The 16,768-nt window shown below is 68.4% G+C and carries 16 protein-coding genes; 7 read left to right on the top strand and 9 right to left on the bottom strand.

Annotation, left to right across the window (positions count from 1 at the left end):
• Positions 1–533 precede the first annotated feature (533 nt).
• A complete protein-coding gene (locus ASF22_RS09315) occupies positions 534–1,019 on the top strand; it encodes an SRPBCC family protein (protein ID WP_056166980.1) in 486 nt (161 codons plus the stop codon).
• Between the two features lie 184 nt (positions 1,020–1,203).
• On the top strand, positions 1,204–1,548 hold the full coding sequence (locus ASF22_RS09310) for a hypothetical protein (RefSeq protein WP_056263726.1): 345 nt from the start codon (positions 1,204–1,206) through the stop codon (positions 1,546–1,548).
• Here ASF22_RS09310 and ASF22_RS09305 read toward each other — a convergent pair.
• From ASF22_RS09305 to pdxY, 3 genes are read right to left on the bottom strand one after another with little or no spacing between them, the layout of a single operon-like run.
• Positions 1,524–2,246, bottom strand: a complete 723-nt coding sequence (locus tag ASF22_RS09305; protein WP_056263549.1) for an NUDIX hydrolase — start codon at positions 2,244–2,246, stop codon at positions 1,524–1,526. The genes ASF22_RS09310 and ASF22_RS09305 overlap by 25 nt on opposite strands.
• A complete protein-coding gene (locus tag ASF22_RS09300; RefSeq protein WP_056263547.1) occupies positions 2,239–3,135 on the bottom strand; it encodes a PhzF family phenazine biosynthesis protein in 897 nt (298 codons plus the stop codon). Before ASF22_RS09300 ends, ASF22_RS09305 begins: the two co-directional genes overlap by 8 nt.
• A 28-nt stretch (positions 3,136–3,163) precedes the next feature.
• Positions 3,164–4,012, bottom strand: a complete 849-nt coding sequence (pdxY, locus tag ASF22_RS09295; protein WP_056263546.1) for a pyridoxal kinase PdxY — start codon at positions 4,010–4,012, stop codon at positions 3,164–3,166.
• Between the two features lie 67 nt (positions 4,013–4,079).
• On the opposite strand from pdxY, the gene ASF22_RS09290 reads away from it, so the two are divergent.
• Entirely contained in the window at positions 4,080–4,601 is a 522-nt protein-coding gene (locus tag ASF22_RS09290; RefSeq protein WP_056263543.1) for a DedA family protein, read from the top strand.
• Positions 4,602–4,681: 80 nt separating this feature from the next.
• Positions 4,682–5,185, top strand: coding sequence for an MmcB family DNA repair protein (locus ASF22_RS09285; protein WP_056263541.1), 504 nt, complete (start codon positions 4,682–4,684; stop codon positions 5,183–5,185).
• A 31-nt stretch (positions 5,186–5,216) separates the two neighbouring features.
• Here ASF22_RS09285 and ASF22_RS09280 read toward each other — a convergent pair whose 3' ends face one another.
• From ASF22_RS09280 to ASF22_RS09260, 5 genes are all read right to left on the bottom strand, one after another.
• Positions 5,217–5,414: a hypothetical protein gene (locus ASF22_RS09280; RefSeq protein ID WP_056166631.1), complete on the bottom strand. Its 198-nt coding sequence runs from the start codon at positions 5,412–5,414 to the stop codon at positions 5,217–5,219.
• Positions 5,415–5,571: 157 nt separating this feature from the next.
• Positions 5,572–5,934, bottom strand: coding sequence for a DUF6481 family protein (locus tag ASF22_RS09275; protein ID WP_274533775.1), 363 nt, complete (start codon positions 5,932–5,934; stop codon positions 5,572–5,574).
• Between the two features lie 203 nt (positions 5,935–6,137).
• Positions 6,138–6,347: a cold-shock protein gene (locus ASF22_RS09270; RefSeq protein WP_056088410.1), complete on the bottom strand. Its 210-nt coding sequence runs from the start codon at positions 6,345–6,347 to the stop codon at positions 6,138–6,140.
• A gap of 662 nt (positions 6,348–7,009) precedes the next feature.
• The gene (locus ASF22_RS09265) at positions 7,010–9,172 is read right to left on the bottom strand and encodes a TonB-dependent siderophore receptor (protein WP_200927120.1); all 2,163 of its coding nucleotides are present in this window, start codon (positions 9,170–9,172) and stop codon (positions 7,010–7,012) included.
• Between the two features lie 452 nt (positions 9,173–9,624).
• Positions 9,625–12,264, bottom strand: a complete 2,640-nt coding sequence (locus tag ASF22_RS09260; protein WP_056263539.1) for a GNAT family N-acetyltransferase — start codon at positions 12,262–12,264, stop codon at positions 9,625–9,627.
• A gap of 244 nt (positions 12,265–12,508) precedes the next feature.
• Here ASF22_RS09260 and ASF22_RS09255 point away from each other — a divergent pair, with 244 nt between their 5' ends.
• From ASF22_RS09255 to ASF22_RS09245, 3 genes are all read left to right on the top strand, one after another.
• Positions 12,509–13,159 (top strand): class II aldolase/adducin family protein, encoded by a 651-nt coding sequence (locus ASF22_RS09255; protein ID WP_056263537.1) that lies wholly within the window; start codon positions 12,509–12,511, stop codon positions 13,157–13,159.
• Positions 13,160–13,596: 437 nt separating this feature from the next.
• Positions 13,597–14,127: a MucR family transcriptional regulator gene (locus tag ASF22_RS09250; RefSeq protein WP_056166975.1), complete on the top strand. Its 531-nt coding sequence runs from the start codon at positions 13,597–13,599 to the stop codon at positions 14,125–14,127.
• Between the two features lie 313 nt (positions 14,128–14,440).
• On the top strand, positions 14,441–15,262 hold the full coding sequence (locus ASF22_RS09245) for a restriction endonuclease (RefSeq protein WP_056263535.1): 822 nt from the start codon (positions 14,441–14,443) through the stop codon (positions 15,260–15,262).
• On the opposite strand, the gene zwf is transcribed toward ASF22_RS09245, so the two are convergent.
• Complete coding sequence (gene zwf, locus ASF22_RS09240; RefSeq protein WP_056263533.1) at positions 15,242–16,753, bottom strand: glucose-6-phosphate dehydrogenase; 1,512 nt, start codon at positions 16,751–16,753, stop codon at positions 15,242–15,244. The two genes, ASF22_RS09245 and zwf, sit on opposite strands and share 21 nt — an antisense overlap.
• Between the last annotated feature and the right edge of the window lie 15 nt (positions 16,754–16,768).

Raw genomic sequence — 16,768 nt, 5'->3', positions numbered from 1 at the left:
TGTCGCGGCGCGCGAAGCCCTGAGGACACGGCGCCTGGAAACGGCTCGCGCGTCGTGGCGGAGCCCGAATACGGGTAAGTACGCGTCCCCTGAGAGCCCAGGCGCATGCCCGGACGGCCCTCAGGGGCGGATAAGCAGCAGACCGAGGGTAAGAAGCGCGGGAACACGCGCACGGGACCGCATGGCCGCGTGCGCGGCGCCGGTGCGGCTGACCATGGAGCCGGCGCTGGCCAAGGCTCGTCTCTCCCGAGGGGCAACCGTGCTCGCTGGACGCGCCGGACGATTGCGAATGCGGTTTCCCTAGCCCTCGCCAAACGGATTGACAAGCAGCGGGGCATCGGAAGCGTCAGGCAGGGCGGAGATCGGTCTACGGAACACCCCGAGCGAGTGGTCCGACAACAGTTCTCGGCCCCGAAGACGATCCCCGGTCATTGCCTTGTGGCGGCTCAAGCCTAGCTTTCAAACCGCGTGGAACCAATGAAACCGTTCCACGCGAGATGAACATCAAGAAAACCCGGATGGAAAACGCCGCCATGTCACGCCGCCTCACGATCACGCTCGCCCTGCCCGTCTGCGCGCTTCTCGCCGGAACTCTGCCGAGCTTCGCCCTCGACGTGACGAAGACCGTCGATGTCCAGACTGCTCCCGCCAAGGTGTGGTCGGTGATCGGCGACTTCTGCGGCATCGGCCAATGGCACCCCGCCATCGAGAAATGTGCCCTGTCCACGGACGGCGGCAAAACCCTGCGTACCCTCAGCCTAAAGGGCGGTGGCACCATCGTCGAGTCGCAGACCGCCCGCGACGACGCCAAGATGGCCTACACCTACGCCATCGTTTCGGGCCCCCTGCCCGTGAGCGATTACAGCTCGACCCTCTCCGTCGCCCCGAAGGCCAGCGGCGCCACGGTGACCTGGACGGGCAGCTTCAAGGCCAAGGGCGCTCCCGACGCCGTCGCCGTCGATGCCATCACGGGCATCTACGAGTCCGGACTGAAGGCCATCGCCGACAAGTCGAAGTAGCGGCTTCGCAGCGGCCCGAGGGCGTCGCCTTGCGGCATTCACAGGTGCGCCGTCGCGGAATCGTACCGCGACGGCGCGTGGGCCGCTCCTCCGATTGACCGGCCGTTTTCCCGGGGGCACAACCCAGGCGATTTCAAGCCGTGCCATTCAGGGCAAGCCGTGCCATTCGGGGGAAGCCGTCGTGATACTGCACCGCGCGAGTCGCGCATTCGCAACGCTCATCGCCGTCTCCCTCGTGGGTGCCTGCAAGCCCAGCGCTTCGGCGCCGCCCGTCGTGGCGGCGCCCGCGGCCGTGCTCGCCCCTCCCCTGCCGCAGGGCAACGGGTGCGGGCCCGCCATCGCCCGCACCCAGGCCGTGGTCGACAGCGATGTCGCGACGGGCAACCTCAACGCGTCCGTGGGCGAGCGCTTCAGCGCCGACTTGCGCCGGGCGGCCGAGACGTGCCAGGGCGGCCAGGAGCGCGAAGCCCTCGGCCTGCTCGCGGCCGCCAAGGCACGCTACGGCTACCGGCAGGACGCGGCGAGGTAGGCTCGCACGAAGCCCGGCATCCGGTCCGCGTCGAGGTCGGCGCGGGAGCGCACCGCGACGAAGTCCGCGAGTTCCGGCTCGGCCTCCGCCGCCCGGTGCGCTTCCATGCGGGCGATGAGGGCCGAGGCCTCCTCGGGGAAGTCCACCGGATGCAGGAACGCGTGCTGTCGCTCGCCGCTGACCAGTACCCAGTTCGCCGGCGCATCGGATGGGACGCGCAGGCCCGTCTCCTCCAAGAATTCCCGGGTCGCGCTCCCCGCGAGATCGACGTGGCGGCCCGCGCGCACGTCCGAGGGGTCGGGCGTCCCGCACGGAAAGTAGATCTGTCCGGCATTGGCGGAGTCGCGCCCCATGACGCCGAGCACGGCGGCGCCGTCGCGCGACCACGGCACGATGGCGGCGAACGCGTTGGTGACGGAGGGATCGGGTGATCCGCCGTCGCGAAAGGCCAGGAACTCCGAGAACGCCGCCTCGAACAGATCGATGGTGCAGGCGCCGTCGGTGACGGTGCAGGCGCAGCCGAGGAGCACGGGCCCATCGAACAGGGCCGGCTTCGCCGCCTGTCGCTCGGCCCAGTGCGCCGCGATGGCGTCGGAATTGTCCCGGGCCCAGGCCCAGTCGTAGGGCACGAGGCGCGCCTCGAGGCTTTCGAGGCGCGCGAAGGTGAAGCCGTCGGATTGGGCGGGGCGTTCAGACATGGAGCGTTCCCTCCATGACGATCACCGCCGATCCACCGACTTCGATGGCCTGAAGCGCACCGGATACGATGCCGAGCTGGACGTGGATCCGGCTCGGGCGGCCCATGGCGACGCCCTGATGCAGCACGAGATCATGGGTTCCGTCTCCCATGGCTTCGAACTGCATCATCACGCCGGCGAAGGCGGCCGCCGCCGAGCCCGTGGCCGGGTCCTCCGGCACGCCGATGTGGGGGGCGAACATCCGGGCCTGGAACTGCCGGCCAAGCGCATCGGGGTCGGGCGTGTAGAGGTAGAGGGCCGCAGGGTCCCCGAGGGTGGCCGAGGCCGCCGGATCGAGCCGGGCACCGGCCAGATCCTCGGGCGACCCGACGGGCACGAACAGGAAGTCGGGGCCGAGCGAATGCCGGCTCGGGGCATGACGCCCGAAGCCGATGGCGGCGGGTGCGAGGCCGAGGGCCGTGGCCAGAACGTCCGGCTCGGGGCCGTCGCCGACGAAGTCCGGCAGGACCGGCATGCGGAAGCGCCCCTGCCCGCGGCCTGTACCGGTTTCGACGAGGCACGACAGGGTGCCGATCCCCTCCTCCAGGCCGAAGGCCAGCGCGTCGGTCAGCGTGGCGCGTTCGTCCCGCAGGGCGAGGAGCACGGCGGCGCCGAGGGTCGGGTGGCCGGCGAAGGGCAACTCGGCCTTCGGGGTGAAGATGCGCAGGCGTGCCCGGTGGCGGGGATTGTCGGGGGGCAGCACGAACACCGTCTCGGACAGGTTGAACTCGCCCGCGATGGCCTGCATGGCGGGGCCGTCGAGCCCGTCCGCGTCGAGCACCACCGCGAGGGGATTGCCGGCGAGCGCAGTGTCTGTGAACACGTCGAGCGTCACGAAGCGTCGGGCCATTTTTCCCTACCTCTCAAGGACTTGAAACCTAGACCGGCTCGACCGGAAACGTCTCGCTCGGCGCGACGAACTCGTCCTGCGCCGCCACGGTGAGGATCTCGCGCGAGCCCGCCTCCGCCGTGCGGCGCAGGAGGCCGTAGATCGAGGCGCCGGCCATGCCGAGCGCCAGGGCGGCCGAGCCCGTGCGGGCGTAGTGCACGAGGAACAGCGCCGCGATGGCGTCGCCCGCGCCGTTGACGTCGAGGTGGAGGCGCGGCGTGCGCAGGAGCCAGAACTGCCCGCCCTCCCCGGCCAGGAGGTCGATGGAGTCCGGCGGCGTCGCCTCGGTGGCGAGGGAGGTGACGAGCACCACCCGGGGGCCGAGGCCGTGGAGGACCGCCACCGCCGCCTTGACCTCATCGAGGGTGCGGGACGGCAGCCCGGAGAGATGGTCCAGCTCGAACTGGTTCGGGGTCGCGATGTCGGCAAGTCTAAGTGCCTGATCGCGCATGAATTCCGGGATTCCCGGGCGGACGTAGATGCCCCGGTTCGTGTCGCCCATCACGGGGTCGCAGGCGTAGAGGGCGCGCGGGTTGGCGGCGCGGACGGCGGTCACCGCGTGCACGATACTGGTGCCGATATCGGCCGAGCCCATGTAGCCCGACAGCACGCCGTCGCAGGTGTGGAGTACGCCGCGCTCCGCGATGCCGGCGACGAGGTCCTCGATGGCCGGGCCGTCGAACACCCGGCCGCGCCAGGCGCCGTAGCCGGTGTGGTTGGAGAACTGGACCGTGTGGATCGCCCAGACCTCGACGCCGAGGCGCTGCATCGGAAACACCGCGGATGCGTTACCGACGTGGCCGTAGGCGACGTGAGACTGGATCGAGAGGATGTTCAAGCGGGCCGGTCCTCCATAAAGCCTTCCCTTAGCTCGTTTTTCACGACCTCGCACCCTCGGACGATCCATGGACTTCGACGCCATCAAGACCTCGACCCTCGCCTTCGTCGAGGCCCATCAGGGCTGGACGCCGCTCATCGTCGGGGTGCTGGCGTTCTGCGAGTCCCTGGCGTTCCTGTCGCTGCTGGTGCCCGCCACCGTGCTGCTGCTCGGCATCGGCGCGCTCATGGGGACGGTGGGGATTCCGTTCGTGCCGGTGATGCTGGCGGCGGCGCTCGGGGCGGCGCTCGGCGATTGGATTTCCTACGAATTCGGCCATTATTACAAGGAGGGGGCCAAGCGGATGTGGCCGCTCACGCGCTACCCCGCCCTGGTGGCGAAGGGCGAGGAATTCTGCCGCAAATGGGGGGCCGGGGGCGTCGCCATCGGGCGGTTCTTCGGGCCGGCGCGGGCGGTGGTGCCGCTGATCGCCGGCATCTTCGGGGTCAAACGCCTGCCGTTCCAGGTGGCGAACGTGCTGTCGGCCCTGGTCTGGGCCTTCGTGATGCTGGCGCCGGGCGCCGGATTGTTGAGCTATTTCAAGGCTTAAGCCGGTACGTGCTCAGGGGTCGCAGGTGACAAGCCGGGCGCGGACTGGTTCTTAGGGGCCAGTCCCGAATCGGAACATCCATGTCCGCTGCCCTGGCCCACGCGATCCTTCCCAACGGAGCCGTTCTCCCCGTCGATCGCCGCCAGTCGGCGACGGCGCTCCAGGTGCAACGGGGCGTGCGCCGGCTGTATTCGGAACTGGGGCACGTGACGATTCCGGAGTTCTCGCTGGCCAACGGCCGGCGCGCCGATGTTATCGCCCTGTGTCCGGCGGGGCGCCTGACGATCATCGAGATCAAATCGAGCGTCGCCGACTTCAAGGCGGATCGGAAATGGCCGGAGTACCGGGAGTATTGCGACCGGTTCTACTTCGCGATTCCCGAAACGCTCTCGACGACACTGACGCCGGACGAGGCCGGGCTCATCGTCGCCGACGCGTTCGGGGCCGCGATCCTGCGCGACCCGGAGGAGCACCCGCTCAGCGGGGCGCGGCGGAAGGCCGTGACCCTGCGGTTCGCCCACAACGCGGCGCGGATGCTGCATGCCCTGGCCGATCCGGGGGCGATCCGCGAGGGTGTCCTTTAGGGGTTTGCCGAGAGCGAAAACCCCAACGCGATCAACCGGCTAGGGCGATTTCGCCTTCCCGGACGGCGCGCTCGCCGGTGCCGGACTTGATGCGGTAGAACGGCTCGCCGGTCTGGTCCTCGGGGACGAGGCGGACGATCTCGAAGATGTCCCCCGTGTCGGTCTTGGCGTCGGCGTAGCCGAGGCGGGCGCGGCGCACGCGCTGGCCGAGCTTGAACTTATGGGACATGGGTGACTCCGTGGTGAGCCGGCGCGAAAGCGCGCGCCGCGCGTCGTCTCGTGGGGCGGTCCGCGCCGAAAAACCCGGCGCATGGGGTGCAGCGCGCGCCGTTCCATCCCCGGTGTGGAACGGTCGGCACGCGGCGCACACCCGGGCTGCGCCGGTGTTACTTCCGCGCCTTAGCCTTACGGGCCGCGTAACGGGCATCGCGCAGGGCTTTCTGCTCGAGGCGGGCGGCGGCGGCCTGCTCGACCTTCTCTTCGGCGGCGCGGATGGCCTCGGCGGCGAGACGCTCGCGCTCGGCATCGGCTTCGGCGACGCGCTGGGCTTCTGCGGCGGCGCGGGCTTCGTCGCGGGCCCGGGTCCGGATCTCGCGGTCGCGGACGATCTGCTCGCGCTCGGCCTTGCGGGCCAAGACGGCGGGATCATCGGCGGGCGGGCGATCGCGGAAGCGCGCGAGGGCCGCCTGACGGGCCTCGTTGGCCGCCTTGAGGCGGTCGGTCATGGAATTTTCGTTGAATTGGCTCACACAGGATCCTGGATTTGCGCCGGCCGGGTGCCGGCAAAAGATTTGGTCTTCCACAACGTAAGAAGCCGCTCCCCGAATGGGGAGCGGCCCTTTGCGACGTCAGGCCGGGCTGGCTTGCACCGGGCTCACCCTGCGCCGTTCCACCGAGACGGAGAACTGGCGCGGAGCGGGCGTTCGGTGCGGCACCCCGGACCCGAAGTGGCTCACGCGGTCTGGAGGTTACCGGCGGACTGCTTGCCGCTGCGCTTGTCGGTCTCCATCTCGTAGGAAACCTTCTGGCCCTCGGCGAGGCCGCGCATGCCGGCGCGCTCGACGGCCGAGATGTGCACGAACACGTCGTTGCCGCCGTCATCCGGCTGGATGAACCCGAAACCCTTTTGCTCGTTGAACCACTTAACAGTACCGACAGCCATCGTATTCCTTCGCCCTTGCGGGCTTATATGTCAGAGGTCCACGCGATCGTGCGCGGCCACCTCCCGACCAACCCAATCGACAGACTTTGATCTCCCCGACCCGTCTCCGGATCGAGGCGCGACAAACTCTGGTTTTGAGCTGGTTTTGAGTTTGTACGCGCTTGTTCGGGATTTAGCAAATCTGATCCTTTTTCAGGAGGATCATGCTTCTACAAAATCAGGAGGCTCGGGCCGGTGAAGCAGAATTGTAAAAATCGTACGGCGCCAATCGTTCAAAGAGCACTGCAGCATTTGCTCGGAGATGACTTTTCCGCTTCGCGTTGGATGGCACCGCACGCGATTGGCGAGACTGAACCGGAGCACCCCTACCCAACAAACAGGCCGACCCGACTCATGAGCAGATGAAGAATACAGATTTGCCAGCTCTCGTAAGCAGGCCAAGATCTCGGATTCGAACAGCCTGAGACGGCAATGGACAGCTTTCGACACTTTGCCGATCCTCGCTGGCACCACTTCTGAGCAGCTTGGTGGACGAAGACCTACAACCGGGTCGGGTGGATTTCAGCTGGTCCGCTTACCGGCAATTCAAGCGTTACAGCGGTCGTAGACGCCCAACAGATGGGTGATCCGTTGCAGAATCACCTTGTTGGCAAAGATAGAGGTTAAAAGCGTGCTGCGACACCACCCATGATCGTGCGCGGCGTACCCGGTGTAGCGTAGCGGTTTTGGAAGGCGCGGTCGTAGTAGTTCGTATCGAGTAGGTTGTCGACGTTGACATAGACCCGCACCTGTGGAGTGATCCAATAGTACGAGATCAGGCTTAAGACCGTGTAGTCCGGCAGACGAAAGGTCGATAGGGCGGTGCCGGCCACGCGCTGACCGACATAAGTCACGCCGCCACCAAGACCGAGTCCCCGCAACTCTGCCCCTTGGAACTCGTAGACGCTCTGCAGGGCGAGGGTGTCGGCAGGGATGTTGGCGATCCGCGTACCCATGGGCAGCGTGTTGTCGCGGCTCACGGCGGCATCCGCATGGGTGTAGGTGCCGATTACCCGCCAGCCGGGTGCCAGATACCCAGCGACGGTTAGGTCGAAGCCCCGGCTGCGCACCTCGCCCGCCGCCACGCTGAAGTTTGAATCGACTGCATCGGCCGTGAGGACGTTGGTGCGCCGGATGTCGAACAGAGCCGCCGTGGCGCTCAGTTGCCCGTCGAGCAGGCTGAGCTTGGCTCCGACCTCGTAGCCCTCGCCTTGTTGGAAAGCGAAGGGGCGTCCCGAGCGATCCGTGCCGGTATTCGGCAGGAAGGAACGGCCGTAGCTGCCGTAGACCGAGACCTCATCGGTGAGATCGTAGGTGAGGCCGAAGCGCGGGGTCGCGACAGTGTCCTGCAGGCTCGTGGTGCGGCCGGTGCGGTAGTCGGTGGAAACGAGGCTTAGGTTCTCCACGCGCACGCCCAGAAGGGCATGGAGGCGTGGGGTGAGGTCGATCTGGTCCTGAACGTAGCCACCGAAGCTCTCGGTGTTCTGCAGAAAGTTCGTGATCGAGGCGAGAGGCGGCCGGGCGGATTGCCCGTAGCGGGGCGCGAAAAGGTCGAGGGTGAAGGGGAAGAGGTTCGCGTTCGAGCGGTTGAAGATCTCGCGATAGTTGTACGTGTCGTACTCGAAGCCCATCAGCAGAGTATGGCGAAAGGGGCCGGTCTCGAACTTGCCCGCGAGGTTGAGCTGCAGGTCGAGGTCCGACCAGCTCAAGTCGCGATGCTCGAAGGTTCGGCGCAAGGTACGCCCATCACTGAGGACATTCATGGCGCCCACGCCGTCGCCGACGAGGCTCCCACCCAGCGCCTGGACGCCGGCAGTGACCACCCAGTCCTGATCGAGCTTGTGCTCGATGCGCAGCTGGCCGAGGGCGTTGTCGTTGCGCACCGGCGGGATGCCAGGCTCGCCGATGAAGCGGTTGCGTGGCAGGGCGCGGATGTTGCCGTTGATTGGTACGACGCCCCGGTCGAAGGTCGCTGCCGTGCTGACGAACTCGCCCTCCAAAGTGATCGTGGTGTCAGCGGTGGGCTTCCAGGCGATGACGGGAGCGAGGTAGAAGCGGTCGCTGTGTACGAAGTCGCGGAAACTACCGTTGTCCTCAACGGCGCCTGTAACGCGAGCGAGCACCCGGCCTTCTTCGTCGAGGGCGCCAGTGGCATCGAAGGTGCTGCGCTTCTGGTTGAAGCTGCCGAACTGCGTGCCGATCGCGAGGGCGCGCTCGGCCAAAGGCTGCTTGGTCACGATGTTGAAGGTGCCGCCGGGATCGCCGCGTCCGTATAGGAAGGCGGACGGGCCCTTCAGCACCTCGATCCGCTCAATGGAGACCACGTCCGGCGAGGGCGGGTAGCCCCGGTTGATCGGGAAGCCATTGCGGTAGTACTCACCCGTGCTGAAGCCACGGATGGTAAACTCCGTCAGGCCAAGGCCCGCGAAGTTGTTGGCCCGGCCGACGCCGGCAAGATCGAGAGCGGTGTCGACCCGCGTCGCGGCGGCGTCCTGCAAAACCCGATCCGGCACAACGACGACCGTCTGGGGCACCTCCCGTATCGGCGTGTCAGTGCGGGTCGCGCTGACGCTGTCCCGTGCAAGATAGCCATCGACCTTGCGTGCTATTCCGCCCGCGGGCCCTCCGGTGCCGGCCACCGAAAGCTCGTCGAGCTGCACCTCTTGTGAAGCATCTGCGGCAAGCTGGGCTACGGCTGAAGTGGGCCCAAAACTGACCAACGAACCCGATTGCGCGACAAGCACGAAGGCAGCGGACGCGGCCAGCGTCGTGCTTCTTTTAGTCATTTTTCTCGGCACTCTCACGGACGCCAACCAGCTTAGGTTAATTGTGCCCGTTACGATTTAGAAACATACGCGGTCAAGCTCACTAGGCGCCGATCACACAGGACTAGTTTATAGGAATTCAAATATGCCTGAGCTTGGGCCTAGAAGCGTTATAATCTATTTCATCTTGCAGGGGTCGTGTTGCGTAAGTGTTACAGTGAAAAAATCGCTCTATGACTCGGAAGCTAAAATCGTCATGCGTTTTTTTGAAAAAACATCCCGTCGGCGTAGCTAAAACCAACAGCGCAACCGCCGGAAGCTCTGACGGATGGATGGCTGCTGTCAAGAAGTACTCATAGATGGCCGTATGACCGACAAGAGTCGGAGACGGAACGTCCGCTAAACAGCAAGGGGTTAACTTCCGCTCGCCACCTGCAACAGCCCCTCCTGCGGATAGGCCGATCGTTGCTGCCCTACCGTTCCAGCGCCAAAGACACCTTCACCACTCCTGCATCCTCCCGATCCGGCCGGGTGGTGAAGCCCAACTGCTTGCACACCGCCAGCATCGGACGGTTCTCCCTGAGAACCGTCCCCTCCACCCGCGAAATTCCCTCAGCCTTGGCCCAGTCGATCATCAAACTCATCAGCGCATGCCCCAAACCGGTGCCCTTGCGGTCGCCGCGGATGAGGATGGCGTATTCGCCGCTGTCGTGGTTGGCGTCGGCGTGGAGGCGGACGGCGCCCAGCATGGTGCCGGCGGCGTCGATGGCGACGAAGGCGATGGCGCGGGAATAGTCGAGCTGGGTCAGCTTCGCCAGGAAGGCGTGGTTGAAGTCGCGCACGGGGGCGAAGAAGCGCAGGCGCAGGTCCTCGGCGCTCACCGACTGGAAGAAGGTGAGGAACAGGGCCTCGTCCTCGGGCCGCACGGGGCGCACGGCGATGGCCTCGCCCTTGAGGGTGAGGCGGCGCTCCCACTCCACCGGATAGGGGCGGATGGCGAAGCGCGGATGCGCGGCGCCGCGGCCGGGGGGCGCCGGGGCCACCATCACGCGGGCGTCCAGCGCCAGGGCGCCGGTCGCGTCGGCCAGCAGGGGGTTGATGTCGAGCTCGCGCACCTCCGGGCAATCGGCGGCGAGCTGGGCGAGCTTCACCAGCACCAGGGCGACGGCGTGGCGGTCCACCGCCGGCACGTCGCGGTAGGCCGCCAACCGTCGGGCGACGCGGGTGCGGTCGATGAGTTCGGAGGCGAGGCGCAGATCCAGGGGCGGCAGGGCGAGCGCCCGGTCGTCGATGACCTCAACGGCGGTACCGCCCCGGCCGAACACCACCACGGGGCCGAAGGTCGGGTCCTCGGCGAGGCCGGCGATGAGTTCGCGCTGCTGGCCGCGTCTTATCATGGGCTGCACGGCGAACCCGGTGATGCGGGCCTCGGGGCGCAAGCGCCGCGCGCGCCGGAGGATGTCGGCGGCCGCCGCCCGGACATCCGCCTCGCTCGTGAGATCGAGGCGGACCCCGCCGACATCGGATTTGTGGACGATGTCGGGGGAGACCACCTTGAGGGCCACGGTGCCGCCCGCCGCGATGATCTCCCAGGCGGCGGTGGCGGCGGCGTCCGCGTCGGGGGCGAGCGTCAGGGGTACGCTGGCGATGCGGTAGGCGGCGAGCAGGGCGGCGACGTCGACGGGGTCGAGCCAGGTCTGGCCGCCCGCCACCGCGCGGGCGACGATGGCGCGGGCGGCGTCCACATCGGGCGAGAAATCGCGCGGCAGGGAATCCGGCGTGCGCATGAGGTCGCCTTGCGCCTCGCGGTAGCGCACGAGGTTGAGGAACCCGTCGACGGCGTCGGCCTCCGTGGCGAAGCCCGGGATGTTCGCGGCCGCCAGCACCGCGGCGGCCTCGGGGTCGTCGCCGATGAGGGCGACGAAGACCGGCTTCTTGCGCTGGCCGCCCGACCCCTGGCTACTCTTGCGCACCCGCGCGACGGTCTCGGCGAGCGCCGTCGCGGTGGCGGCGCTGCCCGAGCGGGCGGTGGGCACGTGCACCGCCAGCACCGCATCGTGGCCGGGCGCCGTGAGCAGGGGCTCGAGGGCGGCGGCGTAGGCCTCGGGTCCGGCGGCGATGCCGAGTTCGACGGGGTTGCCAGCCGCGAGCGTCCCGCCCCGGTCGGCGAGGCGGTCGGCGGCGAGCGCGGCGATACCGCGGCCGTTGCCCAGGATGGCGAGGCGGTGGCCGGGGAACGGGCGCTGGCGCCCGAGGGTCTCCACGGCGGCGAACATCGCATCGAGACTGTCGACGCTGAGGAGGCCGGCGCGGCGGAACGCGGCCTCGTAGACTGCGTCGGGCCGGGCGAGCGCGCCCGTGTGGGTGACGACGTGGCGGGTCGGCGCCCGGTGGCGCCCGGCACGCAGAACCACGACGGGCTTGGCGCGGGCGGCGGCGCGGGCCGCCGACATGAATTTCCGCGCATCGGGAATCGTGTCGAGGGAGAGCAGGATCGCGCGGGTGTGGAAGCAGGCGGCGAGGTGGTCGAGGCAATCGGCGATGTCGATATCGCAGGCGGTGCCGAGCGACAGCACCGCCGAGAACCCGACGTCGCGGCGCGCCGCCCAGGCGACGATGCCGGCCGCCACCGTGCCGGATTGCGAGACGAGGGCGAGGTCGCCGGCCTTCGGCGCCTGCGCCAGCAGGCTGGCGTCGAGGCGTTCGCGCGGCACGGCGAGGCCGATGCTGCCGGGGCCGAGCAGGCGCAGGCCGTGGAGCCGCGCCTCGGCGCGCACGGCCGCAAACAGGTCGAGGGGCACGTCGGGCGTGAGGATGAGGGCGGCGGCGGCGCCCCGGCGTCCGGCGGCCCCGACCCAGGCGACGAGTTCGCCCGCCGGGGCGGTGACCACCACCAGTTCGGGGGGCTCTGCGGTTTCACATATGTTAGCAACGCAGATCAGGCATTCCCCAGAGAGGGGGCTCTGCGGATTGACGGCCCAGATCGGCCTCTTGCTCCCGGCGCGGGCGAGGTTCTCCAGAACGGCGGCGCCGAGGGCCGCACCAGGCCCGGCGAGGCCCACCACCGCGATGCTGCGGGGCGCCAGCAGGGCGTCGAAGCGGTAGGTACTCATCGAGTGGTACTCATGGAGTGGTACTCATGAATCACCTCAGTTTCGTGGGCCGCCGAGCGACCCGACGGATTTCGGCTGGCCGATCGCCCCGCGCGCCTCCAGCGTCCGATCCCGGCTCGGATCACCGCCCCCGGACCCAACCCCTGGAGACGTTTCGATGCAAGAGACACCTTCGCAAGCGACACCTTCCGGCGACGGCCGAATTCCTGCTTCCGACAGCGCTCACGCCGCCGAGCCGGACCGGATGGAAGCGGCCCGCGGCGTCGTCGCGGCCATGCGCGACCTGCTCACCCTCGGGCTGAGCCAGGGCACCTCCGGCAACGTCTCCGTGCGGCACGGCGACGGCTTCCTCGTCAGCCCCTCCGGCGTCCCGGCCGAGGCGCTGACCCCGGAGAGCATCGTGCCGATGACCTTCGCGGGCACCTACGACCACCGCTTCGCCCCGTCCTCGGAATGGCGCTTCCATCGCGATATCCTGGCCCGGCGGCCGGACGTCCACGCCGTGGTGCACGCCCACCCGGATTACTGCACCGCCTTCGCCCTGTGCGGCCGCACGATTCCGGCGGTGCATTACATGATCGCGGCGGTGGGCGGGCCGACGATCCGGTGCGCCCCCTACGCCCCCTACGGCACCGACGCACTCTCCGCCCTCGCCCTCGAAGCCCTGGAGGGACGCGGCGGCTGCCTGCTCGCCAACCACGGCATGATCGCCACAGGGCCGGACCTCGCCAAGGCCCTGTGGCTCGCCGTGGAGATGGAGGCCCTGTGCCGGCAATACGCCATCGCCCTGCAGGTGGGGGCGCCCGTGATCCTGCCCGACGACGAGATCGCCCGGACGGTGGAGCGCTTCAAGACCTACGGCCTGCGGGCGCAGGACGGGCCGGCCCCGCGCTGACCCGGCCCGGGCGGCGGTCTCGCGCTCCGCCCGTCCGGACCCGGCCGAGATCGGGGGCGAACCCACGGTTTCGGTGGTTCGGGGGCCCGAGCGGTCTGTTTTGGTAAAAAACGTACAGACTTGTTCGATCTTCGAGTGCTGATCGGCCGAATCGACGACGAACCGGCACCAACTGAAATGAATACAATTTGGTACCCAAGCAGCCGTCTTGGATTTTTTCGAACCCAGTTACGGTTGTTGAACACCGTTCCATAGTCGCGGTTCGCTTAGGTAGTTAAAGTTCGCATTACCAGCGAACATTCCTATGCCTCTTGCGCTTCGACTTACGGCGTCATAGTAGCTTCCTAGTCACGGATTTTTGATTGCTCACGTGACCACGGCGCTAAAGATTGCCTGGTCGCCGAAAATTCCGGGCACTGTATCAATGGGGGTGGATGATGAAGGTGGATGACGAGACAATGCCGGATTACATCGAACTCGCAGCGGACATCGTTTCCGCGTTCGTGAGCAACAATTCGGTGCCGGCCGTCGAGCTCCCGAGCCTCATCGCGTCCGTTCACGCGACCCTCGGGCGCCTCACGGCCCCCGCTGCGGAAGAGAAGAGCGAGCCGCTCACCCCCGCCGTCTCGGTCAAGCGCTCGATCACGCCCGATTATCTCGTCTGCCTGGAAGACGGGAAGAAGTTCAAGTCGCTCAAGCGCCACCTGCGCACGCGATACGACATGACGCCGGACCAGTACCGCGCCAAGTGGAACCTTCCGAGCGACTATCCGATGGTGGCGCCTAACTATGCGGCCGCCCGTTCGGAACTGGCGAAAAACATGGGCCTGGGCCAGCAGCGTCGCAAGCAGATCGCCGCCGCCGCCGAAGCCAAGCCCGCCGACGTCAAGTCGACCGAAGCCAAGGCCACGGAGGCCAAGCCCGCCGTGGCCCGCGGCCGTCGTCCGAAGGTCGCCGCGGACGCGTGAGCCCCGACGGCGTCGCACCGGGCCATCCGCCCCGTTCGACGCCGCTCAAGTATCCCCGGCAGGGCAAAGCATCGCCGGCAGGGCATCCGGCGAAACCTTGCGCGACCGCGTGGCGTGACGCGCCGGCCCGGTGCGAATTCGATCCGGGCCGAGGGCTTGTCCCAGGCGAACCGGGGCCGGCCCCGTGTTATCCACTCCAAAACGTCGGCGCCCGGGGGGCGTTAGAGATCGCGCAAGGGGCGCGTGCCAGGGTTCTCCGGCGCGGCCGTGAGCCCGGCCCCGATGGCCCGGCGGCCCGTATCGGGAACCCTCCATGCCGGGCCGCTCGCGCCTCGTCGCACGCTTGTTCTGGACCGGCCTCGCCGGGGGCGCCGCCGCGTTCGTCTACGGCGCGCCGGCCCTAATCGCCACGGGCGTCTGCCTCGCCGCCATCGGGCTGCACCGCCTCGACCGCCCCCGGCGCATCCGCCGCCTCATCCGAAACCTTGCCCGACAGCACGCCGCGACGCTGGCTCTACGCAGGCGCCAGGAGTGCTTCGTCGATGCCTACGGCAATCGGATCGATGACGGATGGGTACGCGAACGCGAATACTTCGCCGAACGGACGATTCTACCCGCCCTCGATGCGAGGGGCTACGGCGAGGAGGGCGACGCCCTCTGGGAGACGATCCTGGCCACCATCGAGCGCGCCGCCGCGGCGTATCCGCTGCCCGACGAGGCCGATGCGCCGGAGGAGGGCATCGCCTACGAGCGCTTCTGCGCCGAGCGCCTGCGGGAGGCCGGCTGGAACGCACGGGCGACCCAGGCCAGCGGCGACCAGGGCGCCGACATCGTCGCGGAGCGCGCGGGCGTACGCCTCGTCGTCCAGTGCAAGCGCTACGGCAAGCCGGTGGGCAACGGCGCCGTGCAGGAGATCGCCGCCGCCCTGCGCTACTGGTCGGGCGACATGGCGGCGGTGGTGTCGAATGCCGGCTTCACCCCGGCCGCGCGCAAGCTCGCGGCGGCGACGAACGTCGTGCTGCTCCACCACGACCAGCTGTCGGAGCTGACGCCGGTGCGCGAGGTGGGCCGACGCAAACCCGGACCGAGCAAGGTCGGCCCGGGCGGGGTGCGCTCAAGCCTCGCCGAGCGGTAGCCAGGAATTGCCGTCGCGGGCGAGCAAAGCCGTGGCCTCATCCGGCCCGTCGCTGCCGGCGGCGTAGAACGCCACGGGCGAGTCCCGCCACGCCGCCAGCAGGGGTTCGACGGCCGTCCAGGCGGCCTCGATCCCGTCGGCGCGCTGGAACAGGGTCGCGTCCCCGGTCATGCAATCGTACAGCAAGGTCTCGTAGCCGACGCTCGGGGTCTCGTGGAAGAAATCGCCGTAATCGAAGGTGGCGACCACCCGGCCGAGGCGCATCTCGGGGCCCGGCCGCTTGGCGTTGAGGCCGAGGCTCATGCCCTGCTCGGGATCGATGCGCAGGCGCAGGATATCGGGCACCATCCCGGAGGTCGTAGAGAACGGCGAGTGCGCCGGACTCTTGAAGTGCACGGCGATCTCGGTGGCCCGGTCGGTCAGGCGCTTGCCCGTGCGCAGGTAGAACGGCACGCCGGTCCAGCGCGGGGTATCGATGGTGAGCTTCAGGGCGACGTAGGTTTCGGTGCCGGACTCCGCCGCCACGTTCGGCTCGTCGCGGTAGCCGATCACGGCTTTGCCGAGTTCGGTGCCGGCCGTGTATTGGCCCCGCACGGCGTCCTCGGGCGGGATCGGCCGGATGGCTTCGAGGAGCCGGCTCTTGGCGTCGCGGACGGCCTCGGCCGCGAGGCTGTCGGGCGCCTCCATGGCGACCATGCACAGCAGCTGGAACAGGTGGTTCGGCACCATGTCCCGCAGGGCGCCGGTGGGCTCGTAGAACGCACCGCGCTCCTCCACCCCGATGGTCTCCGCGGCGGTGATCTCGATGGCGGCGACGTGTTCGGCGCGCCAGACCGGCTCCAGCAGGCCGTTGGCGAAGCGCAGGGCCAGGATGCTCTGCACGGTCTCCTTACCGAGGAAATGGTCGATGCGGAAGAACTGGGTCTCGTCGCCCTGGGCCAGCAGCGTCGCGTTCAGGGCCTTGGCCGACGCCAGATCGCTGCCGAACGGCTTTTCCACCACCACCCGGCGGAAGGCGCCATCCGCCTGTTTCAGGAGCCCGGCCGCCCCGAGCTGCTCGACGATGGGACCGAAGAACCGGGCCGAGACCGCGAGGTAGAACACCACGTTGCCGGTGAGCACCCCGGCGAGATCCCGGAAGGTCCCGGCCTCGGCGAAATCGCCGTGCCGGAAATGCAGGCGGTCGCGCACGAAGCCCCAGGCGGTCTCGTCGATGTGGTCGGGGTGGAACTCGGACGTCCTGTCGGTGGTGAAGGATTGCATGGTCTGCGAGAGGCTCTCGCGCCAGCCCTCGTCGGTGTTGCTGTTGTGGTCGACGCCGATGATCTTGAAGCCGTCGTCGAGCAGCTTGCCGGCCGAGAGATTGTACAGGGCCGGCATCAGCAGGCGCTTGGTGAGGTCGCCCGAGGCGCCGAAGATGACGAGGGTGCAGGGCGGCGCGGTCGGGCTGTCGCTCGGCGGCGGCGTGTCGTGTGCGGCGTCGGTGCTCATCGTCCCAATCTCCGG

This window comes from Methylobacterium sp. Leaf87, from assembly GCF_001422775.1.
In the GTDB taxonomy this organism is placed as follows: domain Bacteria; phylum Pseudomonadota; class Alphaproteobacteria; order Rhizobiales; family Beijerinckiaceae; genus Methylobacterium.
Note: the sequence above shows the minus strand (reverse complement) of the source record. Positions and strands in the feature narration are given on the sequence as shown.

Excerpts from the sequence above, each read along its gene's own strand:
- ASF22_RS09255 (WP_056263537.1), top strand. The coding sequence starts at position 12,509 with ATGGAAGCGGCCCGCGGCGTCGTCGCGGCCATGCGCGACCTGCTCACC.
- ASF22_RS09305 (WP_056263549.1), bottom strand. The coding sequence starts at position 2,246 with ATGTCTGAACGCCCCGCCCAATCCGACGGCTTCACCTTCGCGCGCCTC.
- ASF22_RS09280 (WP_056166631.1), bottom strand. The coding sequence starts at position 5,414 with ATGTCCCATAAGTTCAAGCTCGGCCAGCGCGTGCGCCGCGCCCGCCTC.
- ASF22_RS09260 (WP_056263539.1), bottom strand. The coding sequence starts at position 12,264 with ATGAGTACCTACCGCTTCGACGCCCTGCTGGCGCCCCGCAGCATCGCG.
- ASF22_RS09245 (WP_056263535.1), top strand. The coding sequence starts at position 14,441 with ATGCCGGGCCGCTCGCGCCTCGTCGCACGCTTGTTCTGGACCGGCCTC.
- ASF22_RS09300 (WP_056263547.1), bottom strand. The coding sequence starts at position 3,135 with ATGGCCCGACGCTTCGTGACGCTCGACGTGTTCACAGACACTGCGCTC.
- ASF22_RS09290 (WP_056263543.1), top strand. The coding sequence starts at position 4,080 with ATGGACTTCGACGCCATCAAGACCTCGACCCTCGCCTTCGTCGAGGCC.
- ASF22_RS09250 (WP_056166975.1), top strand. The coding sequence starts at position 13,597 with ATGAAGGTGGATGACGAGACAATGCCGGATTACATCGAACTCGCAGCG.
- ASF22_RS09315 (WP_056166980.1), top strand. The coding sequence starts at position 534 with ATGTCACGCCGCCTCACGATCACGCTCGCCCTGCCCGTCTGCGCGCTT.
- ASF22_RS09265 (WP_200927120.1), bottom strand. The coding sequence starts at position 9,172 with ATGACTAAAAGAAGCACGACGCTGGCCGCGTCCGCTGCCTTCGTGCTT.
- zwf (WP_056263533.1), bottom strand. The coding sequence starts at position 16,753 with ATGAGCACCGACGCCGCACACGACACGCCGCCGCCGAGCGACAGCCCG.
- ASF22_RS09285 (WP_056263541.1), top strand. The coding sequence starts at position 4,682 with ATGTCCGCTGCCCTGGCCCACGCGATCCTTCCCAACGGAGCCGTTCTC.
- ASF22_RS09270 (WP_056088410.1), bottom strand. The coding sequence starts at position 6,347 with ATGGCTGTCGGTACTGTTAAGTGGTTCAACGAGCAAAAGGGTTTCGGG.